Raw genomic sequence first — 14491 nt, 5'->3', positions numbered from 1 at the left:
TCCATGCACATCCGAGGCGTGGACATCATGGCCGAGGAGCGCGATCGTGGCACAGGGACGTGGCGGCATCAGGGGTGCACGGATCGGTTCGGGGCCCATGGGGGAGTCCGAGCGCGGCGATCTCGCCCCTCGTACAACGGTGTCCTTCTGGTGTGGCAACGGTCACCGGACCCAGATCAGCTTCGCGATCGAGGCGGCGATCCCGCAGGAGTGGGACTGCCGCAGCTGCGGTCTGCCCGCCGGCCCCGACCCCGAGGACGTGCCCGTCGCCCCGGGCCACGCCCCCTACAAGACGCACCTGGGCTACGTCCGGCAACGCCGCACCCAGGAAGACGGCGAGATCCTGCTCAACGAGGCACTGGCCAAGCTGCGCGGAACCATCTGAGCTCCCGGAACGGCGCCGCGACCGGCCGCGGCGCTGTCTTCCCGGCCCACCCCGGGGGCGGAGCAGGACACGTCGCCGTAGCGCCGGCCCAGTTGCAGGAGGTGTCGCGGAGGTTGCCTGCGGCGAGGACCCGGACGATCGGGCGGCCGTCGTCGACCGTGTGGACGATCCGGTGGTCCCCGACCCGTAGGCGTCGGCGCACACCGTGGCCCCGCAGGGCCTTGATGTCGAAGGCGACGGTGTCCCCGTCGTCCAGTGCCTGCTGCAGCTCGGTGAGGCGGCGCAGGATGCGCAGGGCGTCCGACGCCGACCCGTCCAGGCCCTCGGCCTCCGCCTCGTCCGCCAGCCGGTTCAGCCGGATCTCCTCGACGTCCTCGGCCGGCCTGCTCGGGCGCCGGTACTCCCGGACGTCGATCACCACGGCTTCATCCCGGCACAGGCTCAGGCATGCAACACACGCAACGGATGTACATCGGTTGCAGGACGAGCCGGCGAAGCACACACAGCCCCATCGGCGGCCCGCTGTTTGACGGGACCGGACCGGGTATACGCGCGTGGCAGAGCGCCGAACACCCTCGTGGCGGTGACCGCGCCCCGAAGATGCCGAGGCGCACGACCGTCTTCACGGGCACGGCACGGCACGTGCCGTGCGCACCGCACTCCACAGGCCGGCCGGAGCCCGCCGGGACGGTGCGCGCTCCGTCCCGGGCCTGCGGCCGGTGGGGACGAGCCCGTGCCCGGGCGGAGCCGGCAGGCGGGCCACGCGCCGGGTGCCGCTCGACCACGAGGCAGGGACCGGCCGGCGACGGCGACACCGCCTTCCGGCGCGACGGCACCGGTGGAGGCGTCCGACGATAAGGAGACCCAGCATGACCGTGGTACCGCAAAGCAGCGGAGGCGTTCCAGCGACCGGGGGCGCGAGTACCGGCACGCTGTACGACGTCGTGGAACTGATCCTGGACCGTGGCCTGGTCATCGACGTGTTCGTGCGGGTCTCCCTGGTCGGGATCGAGATCCTGAAGATCGACGCACGGGTCGTGGTGGCCAGCGTGGACACCTACCTGCGGTTCGCGGAGGCCTGCAACCGCCTCGACCTGGAATCCGGCCGCAAGGCCCCGACCAAACTCACCGACATGATCAGCAACGGCACCGACAAGGCCGTGGAAGGCGTGGCCCAGAAGAAGAGCAAAGGGGCCATCGCCAGCGCCGTGGAGTCGATCACCGACACCATCGGCGGACGCGACGAGGAGGAGCGCGAAACCGAGCCCGCACCCACCCGGCGGCGCTCGTCGCGGCCCGCACCCCGGCACCGCGACGAGTGAACGAGCAGCGCGCAGCACCGCACGACCCGCGGCGACGGCGAGGCGACCGGACGCCCGGGCCCGTCTCCGAGGAACGCCGCCGCGCACCGTGCCGGAGCCGGCCGGGCCACCGCCGGTCGGGTCGCAGCAGCCGAGGGCCCCGACGAATGCCCGTACCACCGCCCGAACGCGCCCAGGCCCCGCTGTTCGGCCGGGCCGGGTGGACGCGCGGTACGAGGAGACCACCCCTCACCGCAGCGACGGCGGGAACTGGTCTGGGCGGCCGCCGGGCCGCGCCCGGGAGCCCGGCCCGGGCGGGAGCCCACCCGGCCGTCCTCGCAACGCAGCGCTGCTGCGGACCGCGTGCGCGCCGCCGGGACGCCCGATGAGAGGAGAAGCGTCATGACCGTGGTGCCGCAGAGCGGTGGGGGCCCGCCCGCGACGGGAGGCGCGAGTACCGGCACGCTGTACGACGTCGTGGAACTGATCCTGGACCGTGGCCTGGTCATCGACGTGTTCGTGCGGGTCTCCCTGATGGGGATCGAGATCCTGAAGATCGACGTACGGGTCGTGGTGGCCAGCGTGGACACTTACCTGCGGTTCGCGGAGGCCTGCAACCGCCTCGACCTGGAATCCGGCCGCAAGGCCCCCTCCCGGCTGACCGACCTGCCCGGCGAAATGAGCCAGGGCGCCGCCCACGGGAAGACCAAGGGCGCGCTCACCGGCGCGGTCGAGGCCGTGACCGACACGATCCGCCAGTACACCCATGACCGCGACGAAGAACCCGCCGCCAGGCCGCGCCGAACCCGGTCGAAGGAATGAGACATGGCCCTCTACGTCTACGCGATCACCGCACACAGCCACCCCGCACGCCTGCAGGGCGTCACAGGCGTCGGTGACCCGCCCGAGGAACTCTCCACCATCACCGCCGCCGACCTGACCGCGATCGTCAGCACCGTCCCCGACGGCCTGCGAGCCCGACGCCGAGACGTCCTCGCCCACCAGGAAGTCCTGCGCCACCTGATGGCGGACGGCCCCGTCCTGCCGCTCCAGTTCGGCGCCACCGCCACCGACGAACAACAGGTCCGGGACGCCCTCCAGGAGCACACCGACACCTACCACCAACGCCTCGAAGCCCTGGCGGGCTGCACCGAGTACCTCCTCAAGGGCCAGTACGACGAGGAGGCCCTGCTCCGGCAGATCCTCACCGACTCCACCGAAGCCCGGCAGCTGAACGAGGAGAGCCGACGCACCGGCGACCCCAACGTCAAGATCCGCCTGGGCGAACTCGCCACCCGCGAAATCCAGGCCCGCCACAACACCGCCGCCGCCGAAGCCGTCGCGGCACTGCGCCCCTTCGCACGGGAGGTCCACGAGAACGAGGCCCGCGGCGACGACTTCGTCAGCGCCTCCTTCCTGGTCGAGGACGACCGCAGCGAGGAATTCACCGCGGCCGGGCAGGAACTCGCCGAGCAGCTGGGCGAGGACTGCCACCTCAGGCTGCACGGACCACTGCCGCCCTACACCTTCGTCCAGGAACCCGCGCCGGCGGACAGCACCGGCTGACCACCGCCGTGCCGACCCGTCGGCCCCGGGGCCGAGCCACGAGCGCACCGTCCGCGCCTTCTCGCGGCATGCGGCCCCTGCTCCCTGCTGGCGTAGACGTTCGAGGCGGTGAGCGGTGCAGGCCGGATCCGGTGGGCGGCGTAGGCTGAAGGCAGTGTTCGGGGCTTGTCGATCCCGGCTGCCACGCCGGCCTCGTCCCGGACACGCAGGTACCGGCGACGGGCGCGGCGCCGGGGCAGGATTCGTGACGCCATGACTGCCCGGAACCGCCCGACCGTCCCGGCTGCCGCCGCCGGGCGCGGGCTGACGGTCGCGGACGCGATGGAGCCGTGCGGGCCGCGCATCACCCCGGGCACCGGCATCGAACAGGCCGGGCGCCTCCTCGCCGACACCGGTGCCACCTGCCTGCTGGTGTGCACGGACGACGGCCGCTGCCAGGGCGTGGTCACCCCGTCCTCGATCACCCCGTTCCTCGCCTGCGCCTGGTACAGCGACCACTCCCAGGTCCAGGACGCGATGCGCCGGTGCGACCCGTTCGCCTGGCCGACCCTGGCGCTACCCCGCGCCGCGGTGACCATGCGGGTCAGAGGCCTCGACCCGTGGCCCGTCGTCGACGAGGACGGACATCTCCTCGGCATCCTCACCCGCACCCGCGTCACCGTCCTCCTCGCCGCCCCCGACGCCTGAACGGACGCCGTGAGCCCCGGGCCCCGCTGCCGAACGCTGCCAGACGGTCCACCGGCTCCGGACGGGATCGGACTCCGGATTCCGCAGGCCGTCTGCGGCACGAGGTGCTTGTGCGTCGCCCGGTCACGGCACCGGACTCGGCATCCGCACCGACGAGGCAGGTCTGGCGGAGCGTCAGTACCGGGTCGTCGAGGGCATCGGGATTCGGTCCAGCGCCGGGGGTCACCCGTCGTCCATGCGCGAGATCGGCCAGGCCGTCGCATCCCTGCTCGGCAGGTGGCGCGGGTCAGGTCAGTGACAGTGGTGGAGCGCCGACCGGTGCTGCGCCGGCCTTTCCCGGGGCGGCGGCCGGCCGGTGCCGGGCGTGCGGGTGAGGCCGGCCGTCGCAGGCGGTCTTGACGCCTGCTGCCCGGGGCGGTGCCATGGCCCTGGGCGCGAAGGAGGGGCCGTGGCACCCGATGGGGACAGTGATACCGAGGACCGTTCCGGTGAAGGCGGTGGCGACCGGTCGGGCGGCCCACCGCAGCCGCACCGTCCCGGACCCGCGGACGGTTTCTGGGTGGGGGTGCTCGTTGTGATCGTCGTGGTTCTCCTCCTGACCGTCCTCGTGTCCCACATGGATTGGAGCCCCGGAAGCCCGGCCTACAACATGCCGCCCTACAAGTGACTTTCCACAGGCCGGAGTCCACGCACAAGGGGCTTGACGCCGGCCGTGCCCCACGGCCATGGACCTGCGGGGGAGGGAGAGCAAGGTGCTCGATGAGGACGACGCCGCCGAAGGCCGCAGCGACGGCGAAGACGGTGACCGGACCGGCCGCCCCTCGCGCCCGTACCGTCCCGGGCCCGAGGACACCTTCTGGCTGGTCCTGCTCGTGCTGATCGTGGTGGTCTGCGGCCTGATCGGCCTCCTGTCCAACGGAGACCCCGGGCCCGGAGGTCAGGACGGGTACACCGGCTGGCACTGAGAATCCGCGATTCGCGTTCTCACGTACGGGCAGATCGGCTGCGGCTGGATTTCCTGGCGCCCGGCTTCTGATACCACCCAGCCATGACGGGTTGGAACGCTACGTCGTCGTCGACGGCGTACCGTTCGGCGCGGCTGTGGGGATCACGTTCGCGTTCGACGAGTGCCCGGGTTTCCCGGTGGCCCGGGGCCTTGGAGACGGACGCGGGGCTGACGTGCAGGCGTCGCACGGGTTCCGTGGAGGCGAGGCCGCCGCTGTCCGTGGTGAACAACGCGGCGAGCACCCTGGCCGCCATCCGTGGGAGCCCGGTCCAGGCATCGGTGAGGCGCCTTCGTCAGGCTTCGGTGTCGACGCGCGCCAGGATGCCCTTGAGCAGCCCGGTGGCCTGGCCCACCTCGATGAGGTAGCCGTCCGGATCGCGCACGTAGCAGCGGAGTTCGGCTCGGCGGTCGATGGACGGGGCGAGGAACTCGGCCCCCTTGGCGCTCGCCCTGGCGTAGAAGTCGTGGATGTCCGCCACCCGTACGTTGAGGAAGCTGGAGACCGTGTCGGGGTCCTCCGGCGTGCGCAGGACGACCTCGGGTTCGTCGTCGGTGGGCGGCGGGGCTCTGGGCCCGGCGGGGCAGGCGCCGTAGCAGGTCATTGCTCGGCGGCGGCGCGAACGAGCAAGCCCCTGACGCCCGGGGGGAAAATTCCGGGCGTCAGGGACGCGGGCTTCCAACGAAGATGACGGTGCGTTCTCCTGGTGTGTCTCTGCGGGTGCGCGCCCCGCCGGGTCTATGCGGCCCAGGCGTGCTCCAGCAGGGTGCGGAAGGTGGCGGGCTCTCGGCCGATCAGTTCGGCCAGTGTCGGGTCGGTGGCGGTGAACTCGCCGTTCCGCGCCGCTGCGAAGATGCTCAGCATCAGGTCGGCGATCGGGGCCGGGGTGCCGTGCGCCAGGGCCTGCTCGCGGAAGGCGTCGTCGGGAACGACGGTGCGGGTGAAGGGCCGTCCGGTGGCCCGGGTCGCGATCTCGGCGACGGCGTCGAAGTCGAGCGCCGCCGCGCCGGTGAGCGGCGGGGTGGGCCCCTCGAAGCGGCCCTCGTCGGCGAGGATCGCCGCGGTCGCCTCGGCGAGGTCGTCGTGGCCGGTCCAGGCGACGGGACCGTCGGCGGGGAGGGCGATGTCGCCGGTGTGGCGGGCGGACTCCAGGAACAGCAAGGCACTGGCCGTGTAGAAGCCGTTGCGCAGTGCGGTCCAGGGCAGGCCGGTGGCGCGCAGCAGGTCCTCCGTCCGGGCGTGGTCGCGGCATGCCTGGAAGCGGGAGTGGTGGGCGGCGCCCATCTGGCTGGTGTAGAGGATGCGGCCGACGCCGGCCTTCACGGCGGCGTCGATGGCGGCGCGGTGGCCGGTGACGCACTCCTCGCCCGTGCGGTCGAGGGAGACGAGGAGCAGTTGTTCGGCGCCCTCGAAGGAGTGCACGAGCGAGGTGGGGTCGTCGAAGTCGCCCTGCCGGACGCGGACGCCGCGGTCGGCGAGGTCCTGGGCCCTGCGGGGGTCGCGGACGCTGACGCCGAGGTGGTCGGCGGGGACGCGCTCCAGGAGGCGCTCGACGGTGCGGCGGCCGAGCTTTCCGGTGGCTCCGGTCACGACGATCATGGATGTTCTCCCCCATGCTGTTTCCGATGGAATCATGTTGATGTTAACACCGGAACTAACGATGGAAGCAAGCCTTCGATATCATCGATTCATGCCTATGCACGACACCGCCGACAGTCCTCGCCACCGCATCGTCGTGGCGGCCGTCGAGCTCCTGGAGAACGGCGGCCCGGACGCGGTGAGCACCCGCGCGGTCGCCGCCGCGGCCGGGATGCAAGCGCCGGCGATCTACCGTCTCTTCGGCGACAAGGAGGGGCTGCTGGAGGCGGTCGCCGAGCACGGCTACGCACAGTTCCTGGAGAGCAAGCGCGCGCAGCTCGACCCCGCCCCGCAGGACCCGGTGGAGGAACTGCGCCGTGGTTGGGACCTGGTGGTGGAGTTCGGGGTCTCGCGCCCGGAGCTGTTCGCGGTGATGAACCGGGCCACCGGCCGGGGGTCGGACGCAGCACACCGCGCGGGCCTGGAGATCCTCCACGGGCGGGTGCGCCGGCTGGCGGCCGGGGGGTGGCTGCGGGTCGACGAGGAACTGGCCGCCCAGATCATCCAGGCCACCGGCCGAGGCGCGGTCATCACCTGGCACTCCACCCCTGCGGAACGCCGCAATCCGGCACTGCTGACCATCCTGCGCGAGTCCATGGTCGCCGCCGTCACCCGCGCCGAACCGACGGTTCCCGCCGCGGAGGCCGGCCCCGCCCCGGCGGCCCGCGCGCTGCGCGCCGCCCTCCCCGACGACGCGGACGTCCTGAGCGACGCCGAGCAGCGCCTGTTGCGCGAGTGGCTCACCCGCCTGGCGGCAGACGGTGGCGTGCCGCAGGCCTGACCCCCCGTCAGGCTTCCTCGTGCGGGTTGAACCTCCCGAGGAGAGGTCGTTCGACGAGGCGGTGGCCACCGGGACAACGGCCGGCTCGCGTGCGCGCAGACCGTGACCCCGGTCGAAGAACCCGGACCTGGCCGTCGTAGGAGCGTCCGCCGGCAGGGCCTGTTCGGCGCAACCGGCAGGCCGACTTCTCCGTCTGACCGTCGCCCGCTCGATGCTGCCCGTCTCGGCAGTACCGAGCGGGCGGGGGCGCGCAAAAACCGTTTGGCGGACGAGGCGACCACTGCTAGGTTTCCGGAGGCCGTGCGAGAGAACGAGGAGGTGGTACCCGTGAACGCAGTATCGACATGGGTGCTCTCCTCCGGGGTCACGGTCGGACGACAGGTCGTCCGGGAGCGCCGTTTCTGAGCCCTCCCGAAAGGCACGACCGTGCACTTCACCTCTGAGCAGCACCTCGACGACGGAGTCGTCGAACGCGAATTCACCCTCGGCGAGATCCCCGGCATCCTGTGGACGCCCGCATCCGCGTCCACATCCGCACCGGTACCGCTGATCCTGCTCGGCCACCCGCCCCTCGGGCTGCGCACCATGTACCCCCGGCTGGTGGACCGGGCCCGGCACTCCGCGGCGGAGGGCTTCGCCACGGCCACCATCGAGCTCCCCGGCAGCGGCGACCGGCCCCGTTGGCCCGCCGTCGAACGTGCCCGCGCCGACCTGCGCCGGGCGATGCAGGCCGGCGAGTCGGTCAGCGACGGGATCGTCGACGCCCTCATCCTCCCGCTGGTCGACAGGGCGGTCCCGGAATGGCAGGCCGCCCTGGACGCCATCCTCGCGCTGCCCGAGATCGGTGGTCCGGTCGCCTACTCGGGGGGAGTGATCTCCATCGGCATCCGGCTGGCGGTGGTCGAGCCGCGCATTGCGGCCGCCGTGCTGTTCGCCGGGAGTTTCGTGCCTCGCGCCATGTTCGGCGAGGCCCGGCAGGTCACCATCCCGCTGCATGTCATGCTGCAGTGGGACGACGAAGGGAACGACCGGCAGGCAGCCCTGGACCTGTTCGACGCCTTCGGCTCCGAGGAGAAGTCCCTGCACGCCAACATGGGCGGGCACACCGGCGTCCCACAGTTCGCGGGGGACGTCGCAGCCCGGTTCTTCACGCGGCACCTGAAGTGAGGGCGGGCCGTCGGACCGGCGGCAGACGGTAGTTGATGTCGGCCGACACGCCGTTCATCGGGGACGGGCCCCGGTCTTCTGCAACTCGCTGCACCGTGGCCCCTGCTGAACTCTCGGCAGGGGCCCGTGCTGCCTGAAGTCATGGACTGTCCGATTTCTGAAGAGCTTCGGGTGCTGCCCGAACTCCGGTTCTGGCTCAACCCGTACCTTGTCGCGGGCCGCCTGGAGCGGCCGTGCCACCGCCCGCCCGCAGCGGCCGGTACGTTCCCCAAGAGGGTCGTCACCCGAGGAGGCCGGACACGGACGCGCCGGCCGGCCCGGCCCTGAGAGAGCCGAGCGGTGTCGAACGGACCCCGGCCGTCCTGCGGTATGGCGCCCGCCGCGTTCGCGGGAGCTCTCGACGGATCCCGGAGCGGGAGACGTCGGGTGCCGTCCGGGCGGGTGCGGGTGATCAGGTGCAGCGTCGCGGCGGGGCCGTGTCTGCGGGGCGCACTCGGAGCCGAGCAGTCGGCGGGCCTGCCGCAGTGTGCACCGGGGGTGGGCGGATGTCGCGGGCCGATCCTACGAACCGCGGATCCCGGCTGTGGCCGGGGGGTGGTGGCCGCCGCATTGGTGGCGCCCGATGTGCCCGGTTCGTGATCTGCCCCGTGCCTGTGCGGCATGCCAGCGCCAAGAAGCGCCCGGACCGGCCCGGATGCCGACAAGGTGGTGGATCCGGGCCGGGTGCCGCGCGGCTCCTTCGTCGGCTTCTGCTCTGTTCCCGTGGCAGATGCAGCGACTGCGCCGGCGCCAGAGGCTGCTCCGGCAGGACGTCGGAGGCGCGAACGGGGTCATGGGATTCTTGTGTAGGTTTGCGCGCCGGTTCCGTTGTTCAGGTAGGCGGCGATATTGCGTACAGCTGTGGTGAGTTCTTCGATCACCCGTGCGGCCTGTTCCGGATTGCGCAGATCCGGGAGGTACCCGGCGTGATCGGTTGTTCCGGAGACTTGTGCGAGAGGGCTGGATTCGAGGCGCGCTCCGGGCAGGGGGTGAGGAGAGGCGACTCGGGGTTGCGGGTGAAGGGCCGGGAGGGAGGGCGCTGGAAGGATGTCCGCCGGCCCTGCATGTGCTCGGCGCAGGATTTCTGGCGAATCTCCCGTGAGAGAAAAACTGCCGCCCTGGGGAGATCCTTCAGCGAGCCTGAACTGATCCTCCACCGGACGTGCCCTCGGTGGAACGGAATTTTCTTCCCGGGCTTCCTGGAACAACGGGCTGGATGAATAGCGTGGTTTTTGGATGTATGAAGTCTCCCATTCCCTGCGGTAGTCCTCGACGTGGTCGACGCAGTGGGTGCGGGCGTGGAAGACCGCGCTTCCTTCGCCGAGCTCGGGATACCACAGGTTGGCACCGGGGAAGGTGACGCTTCGCATCCGGGGTTTGATGGGCTCGGCGCATCCCATGCAGCATCCTGGTGGGACGATGAGGCGGGCGGAGCCGGTGTGCTCGGTCCGCCGCGGGCCGCCGTTCCATCGGTGTTCCCCGTTGCGGCAAGGGGGGAGTTCGCCGCAGGTCCGGCACACCGCGTAGTGTTCCGGGAGGACGTGCCAGTCATGGCTGGCCGGTGCGCACCAGTGCTTCGGCGTGGACCTGGGGAGGTTTTCATTGCGCAGGACCAGGATCACGGGGCGCTTGTAGAAGCTGGCCCGGTCGGGGGGCATCGTGGTCCTGTGGGCGCCATGGAGATTTTCGGAATGACTCCACAGCTCTACGTGTTCGTACCAAGATTCCTGGTAGGTCCTCGGCCATTGAGAGTACGGGTATTCGTTGATTTCCAGGACTTGCCACGGCTGACGGTCCAGAACAACGGTTTGACCTGTCTGCAGGCGCAGGAAGACCTCGTCCGATTGGTGCTCGGGCCAGTCGATGCGGCCGACGCGGACGGGTTGGTCGGGGAGCCACTCCTGGTTAGGCACGCACGCTCCTCGGTGTCTGGGCAGAGTTTGGCTGTTGCTCGGATGGTTTCAGAGATTCTCGGTCATCTCTGGTACCCGGAGGCTCTGACACGCTCACGAACCGGCTCTCCCCGCCATATGGCGCAGTGGGCCGCAGGGTGTATCGATTCTTTGCGGCCGGTAATGTCCATCGAACGACCCGGAAGATTTTCGTGCATTCGGGCGATGTGATGATCCGCTAGTTTCCTTCGGTTACTTACTAGGGTGCGTACCTTGTGCATGGGCGAGGCGGCTGCCGCCGCAGGTCTCCGCGGTCGGCGGGGCGGATGACGGGATTCCGGTCCGGGCGGCGAGCTCGGTGAGCCCGGCGGCGGTCAGGGGTTGCTCGGGCGTGGTGGGCGTCCTGGGCGGTGGTGGACGGGGGGTGAACCCGGCCTGTGTGAGAAGCCTGGATGGGGCTCGTCTGTCCGGGCCTGCGGCCCGGACCGCCACGGGGGCGCTCGTGGTGGGCCGGGCCCTCCCGGCAGCAGGTACACAGTGATCAGAGCGAGCACCGCGCGCCTGTCCGATCTGCGGAAGCCCCGGATGCCCGACGGCTCGGGGTCCTGTGCAAGCCGACCGGAGCCGCGCGTTCTCCTTCCATCGCGGGCAGCGCTGCCGTGGCGGGTGACCGTGCTCGAGGAAGCCCGGCCACCGGGATGCCGCTCGTTCTGGACTCCGGCTTCCCGCCCTCCAACCTGCTTTTCCGACCCCCCGTCCGGCAGGGTTGCTTCCGGAAAGGCCCGAAGCCAGATGTGGATCATGTTCACCATGGAATCGCCGGGCTCACGTCGGCGGCTCGGCACGCTGCCCGCCGACGGTGCCTCGGCCGGCATCTGCCCCGGATGCCGCTGGCAGGGCGTGCCTCACAGCAGGAGGCATCGTTCTTCGTGTGTGACGATGCCGAAAGCGGTGCCGGGACCGCGCCGGGGAAGCGCCGAAACAGTCCTGCACTTCCCGGATATGCCGATCTACGCCCACCTAAGCCTTTTGTGGCGTGAAGCTGGTCGGAGTGTCCCCGGCCAGCCTGACCCGGAGTGGGATGCACTGGTCGCTGACCTCGGGGTGTGGGGGACTGGAGACGGCCGACCCCCCACGGCGGGCAGTGCTGACGCCGCGGCGATGGGTGAGCAGGACCATTGAAGCCGCGACACTCACGGCGGGGCCGGCTGCTGTGGGCCGTTGCAGTGGTCTTCGCCGCGGCCGTGGCGTAGCGCGTTGGCGGTACGGTGGGCAGAGCGCAGGCCGAGGACCTTGCTCCCCTTCTTCTGCACACTTCCCGGCTGTCTGCGGTCGTCCCGGGCACCCCGTTGCTGAAGTTTCTTGAGCTGCGCCTGCGGCCGGCAAGAAGGGCGCCGGCGATCCAGCCGCCGCAGGCGGAGGGTTCCGGAAAGCGTCAGCTATTGGCCGCCCTTAGCAGTGCGGCGATGAGCTGTTTGCGATTCATGGTGGACCGATGTGGGATGTCCAGCTCCCGGGCACGTCTGTACAGCTCATTTCTTGGCAGGGCGGAAATTTCCTTCCTTGCCTTTTCTTGCTGTCGGCCAGGCTTTCTGGGGAAATTCCTGTCGGTTTCCCCCCTGGGGGTGGGGCCGCCCTCATCCGGTTGCGGATGGTCCTCGCCATGCCCGTCTTCCGCGTCCTCGCCGAAGGACGCCAGGCTCTGGCGCAGCGCGTCCATCTCGCGGGTCGCCAGTTTTTCCTCGACGATCCGGCGGATCTGCTCGTGGCGTGCATCGGTATACTTCTGCGGGTTCCAGGTGGTGGTGAGAAGGTCGATCAGCCGCTCGGCCATCCGGAGTTCGGCATCGCCGAATTCTCTTCCGCCCGTGGGCAGGTGGTCGACTTCGCGATGCGGATCCCGTATCTCGTCGGCGAAGTAAAGGGTGTGCAGCGTCAGCACTCCACCTTCGCTGTATACGGCGCCGAGGTGCGTCCTGTCGCGTATCGAGAACGGGGCGACTCCCGCGCGCCGCGAATGCTCCATTGCGGAGGCCAGCAACTGGTATGTCTTCGCGTGCTCTTTTCCTCGCGGGCCGAGGTAGTAGGGCGTGCGAAAATGGGCCGGGGGAATCTCGGAGAGGTTTACGAATTCCAGCACTTCGATATTTTTCGATCTCCCGTTCGGGACTTCTTCGAATTCGCTCGGTTCGATCGTCAGATATTCCCCGCCTCCGGCGTCGAATCCCCTTTCGAGATCCTGGAAGCTCACCTCGGCGCCGGTTCGCTCGTTCACCCATTGCACGCGAACCCGGTCGGACGTGCCGCGTTCGATTCGGTGGAAGCTGATGTCGTGTGTTTCCACCACCTTGTACAGGGCTATTGGCAGAGTGATGAGTCCAATAGTCAGAGCGCCGGTCCACACTGGTCCAGTCATGACGGCCTTTCCGTATCCGCCGGTGTCCCGGTGGCGGAGGCACTTGCTCGGCGTCGGATCGATCATAATTCCCGGGCCCCGGCCCGGCGCCTTGGGCGACGGAGTGCGACCACTTGCCGAGGTCCTCGTTCGACGGGCGGGAATTGGCGGACCTTGACGCGCTCCGGAGTCTCCGGCGGCGCCGAGGCCGGCATCGGCGCCGCCGGCCGCGCAGCTTCGGGCGGTTCCGTGCTGAGGGCGGGCGCGTTACCCCGTCCGGGCGGGGGACCGGGCGGCCTGCTCTGAGCATTCGGCGCCACCCGCGGACCCGCGGACCCGCGACGGAGCCGGGGCGTGCGGGGATCCAGCTGGGCGGGGCTGTGCGAGGAAGGCTGAACTTTCGGGCTCCGTTGCGGGCCACCCGGGTGATGTGCGGCGCGTCTTCCGGGGCCGGCTGCTGCGGCGGTTTTTACAGTCTCATTCGCGGCTCCCCGTGGAAACGGGCGGGTTGCCGCGGTTACAGACCCAGCCTCGCCCCCCCTGTGGGCCTGGCGCGGACTGCCCCTTGCGATCCCAGCCCAGCGTGCAAGGGGCTGCGGTCCGGCCCCCGGCGTAGGCACGGCGCGCGGGCCGGGCCGCCCATTGCGGCATCCCGAGCGTCGGCGTCGGGCCATCCGCCTCGGTAAGCCCGCGACGGCAGGTCCATCCGGCCGCCGGGCCTGCGATCGCAGGCTTGCGCTGAGCTTTCCGGCCGGCCACCGCGAAGGCCCTGCGCGCTGCCGGTTCCACCCCGCTGATGGGGCAGCACTACTGGCACCGTGACATCGGCCCCCACCTGGTGGACCAGGAACCCGGCACGCACGACGCCGATCCCGTCCCGCGCCCGGCCGGTTGGTCCCTGCGCACCGGCGACGGACCGGCCAGAGCCGAGGCACTGCTGGACGCTCCCGGCCAGGGCATCGCCCATCTGCACGGCCTCACCCCCCACGGCGGCAGCAACGGCCTTCACGCTTCGCATGAGGATCCAGGCCGCCGTCTGATCGCCCGGTGCCTGCGGCAGGCCGCGCTGTGTGCGGCGACCGGACCGGCGGCTCTCACGGGCGCGCGGCGGGCGCGGGTGGCACGGCGGCGCCGGGGAACCGGTCGGCGACCAGGCGGGCGGCCCAGTCCTGGATGAGCCTTTGCACCGGCGGGTGGGTCAGCCCGGCGGCGCGCGCCAGGGCGGCCGCGGAGTCGGTGTCGTAGGTGTCCTCCGCGAGGAAGGAGAGTGTCTCGGGGTCGACGCCGGTCAGTGCGCGCGGCAGCCTGCGGACCAGGCCGACGGGCAGCACCACCCGGGGTGGGCGCAGGCCGAGGCGTTCGGCGGCCAGGGCGACGAGTTCGGGCAGCGGCGGCGTGGCCGGGTCGAGCACGGTGTGCAGGTGCAGCGGTTCCCTGTCGTGGTGCGGGACCTCGGCGAGGAAGGCGGCGAGGTGGTCCACGGCGACCACCGGAACGACGGTGCGCCGGGTGCCCGCGAGGGCGGGCAGGCGTCGCTCCCAGCCTCACCAATTCACCGTGGTGACCAGGCTTAGTGACGGAGCATGAGATAGGCGTAGGAGGGTGCCTCGACCTGTGATGATTCAGCTTCTCAAGG

At 70.7% G+C, this 14491-nt stretch carries 13 protein-coding genes and 1 pseudogene; 8 read left to right on the top strand and 6 right to left on the bottom strand.

Features of this window, described 5'->3' with window-relative positions; all coding sequences use genetic code 11:
• Positions 1-97 precede the first annotated feature (97 nt).
• A complete protein-coding gene (locus tag AB0442_RS08035; RefSeq protein WP_366161660.1) occupies positions 98-385 on the top strand; it encodes an RNA polymerase-binding protein RbpA in 288 nt (95 codons plus the stop codon).
• Here the strand turns inward: AB0442_RS08035 and AB0442_RS08030 are convergent.
• Positions 348-806: a hypothetical protein gene (locus tag AB0442_RS08030; RefSeq protein WP_366161492.1), complete on the bottom strand. Its 459-nt coding sequence runs from the start codon at positions 804-806 to the stop codon at positions 348-350. The two genes, AB0442_RS08035 and AB0442_RS08030, sit on opposite strands and share 38 nt — an antisense overlap.
• 448 nt (positions 807-1254) lie before the next feature.
• Between AB0442_RS08030 and gvpJ (AB0442_RS08025) the strand changes: the two genes are divergently transcribed.
• The 5 genes from gvpJ (AB0442_RS08025) to AB0442_RS08005 all read left to right on the top strand — a co-directional run bounded on the left by gvpJ (AB0442_RS08025) (position 1255) and on the right by AB0442_RS08005 (position 4904).
• Complete coding sequence (gvpJ, locus tag AB0442_RS08025) at positions 1255-1707, top strand: gas vesicle protein GvpJ (protein ID WP_366161491.1); 453 nt, start codon at positions 1255-1257, stop codon at positions 1705-1707.
• 381 nt (positions 1708-2088) lie between these two features.
• A complete protein-coding gene (gene gvpJ / locus AB0442_RS08020; RefSeq protein ID WP_366161490.1) occupies positions 2089-2508 on the top strand; it encodes a gas vesicle protein GvpJ in 420 nt (139 codons plus the stop codon).
• Between the two features lie 3 nt (positions 2509-2511).
• Entirely contained in the window at positions 2512-3252 is a 741-nt protein-coding gene (locus tag AB0442_RS08015; protein WP_366161488.1) for a GvpL/GvpF family gas vesicle protein, read from the top strand.
• Between the two features lie 252 nt (positions 3253-3504).
• A complete protein-coding gene (locus tag AB0442_RS08010) occupies positions 3505-3939 on the top strand; it encodes a CBS domain-containing protein (protein ID WP_366161486.1) in 435 nt (144 codons plus the stop codon).
• Between the two features lie 752 nt (positions 3940-4691).
• Positions 4692-4904 (top strand): hypothetical protein, encoded by a 213-nt coding sequence (locus tag AB0442_RS08005; protein ID WP_366161485.1) that lies wholly within the window; start codon positions 4692-4694, stop codon positions 4902-4904.
• 334 nt (positions 4905-5238) lie between these two features.
• On the opposite strand, the pseudogene AB0442_RS08000 reads toward AB0442_RS08005, so the two are convergent.
• A pseudogene (locus AB0442_RS08000) lies at positions 5239-5502 on the bottom strand (VOC family protein); the annotation flags it as partial.
• Between the two features lie 179 nt (positions 5503-5681).
• A complete protein-coding gene (locus AB0442_RS07995; protein WP_366161484.1) occupies positions 5682-6542 on the bottom strand; it encodes an SDR family oxidoreductase in 861 nt (286 codons plus the stop codon).
• A 91-nt stretch (positions 6543-6633) separates the two neighbouring features.
• Here AB0442_RS07995 and AB0442_RS07990 point away from each other — a divergent pair, with 91 nt between their 5' ends.
• Together AB0442_RS07990 and AB0442_RS07985 are read left to right on the top strand one after the other, a co-directional pair.
• The gene (locus tag AB0442_RS07990; RefSeq protein WP_366161482.1) at positions 6634-7362 is read left to right on the top strand and encodes a TetR/AcrR family transcriptional regulator; all 729 of its coding nucleotides are present in this window, start codon (positions 6634-6636) and stop codon (positions 7360-7362) included.
• Positions 7363-7788: 426 nt separating this feature from the next.
• On the top strand, positions 7789-8529 hold the full coding sequence (locus AB0442_RS07985; protein WP_366161481.1) for an alpha/beta hydrolase: 741 nt from the start codon (positions 7789-7791) through the stop codon (positions 8527-8529).
• 830 nt (positions 8530-9359) lie between these two features.
• Here the strand turns inward: AB0442_RS07985 and AB0442_RS07980 are convergent.
• From AB0442_RS07980 to AB0442_RS07970, 3 genes are all read right to left on the bottom strand, one after another.
• Positions 9360-10481, bottom strand: a complete 1122-nt coding sequence (locus AB0442_RS07980) for a hypothetical protein (RefSeq protein WP_366161479.1) — start codon at positions 10479-10481, stop codon at positions 9360-9362.
• 1414 nt (positions 10482-11895) lie between these two features.
• On the bottom strand, positions 11896-12942 hold the full coding sequence (locus tag AB0442_RS07975) for a Ku protein (protein WP_366161478.1): 1047 nt from the start codon (positions 12940-12942) through the stop codon (positions 11896-11898).
• Positions 12943-13949: 1007 nt separating this feature from the next.
• Positions 13950-14345 (bottom strand): hypothetical protein, encoded by a 396-nt coding sequence (locus AB0442_RS07970; RefSeq protein ID WP_366161477.1) that lies wholly within the window; start codon positions 14343-14345, stop codon positions 13950-13952.
• Positions 14346-14491 lie beyond the last annotated feature (146 nt).

The sequence above is a fragment of the Kitasatospora sp. NPDC085895 genome, from assembly GCF_040702125.1.
GTDB classification, from domain to species: Bacteria; Actinomycetota; Actinomycetes; order Streptomycetales; family Streptomycetaceae; genus Kitasatospora; species Kitasatospora arboriphila.
Note: the sequence above shows the minus strand (reverse complement) of the source record. Positions and strands in the feature narration are given on the sequence as shown.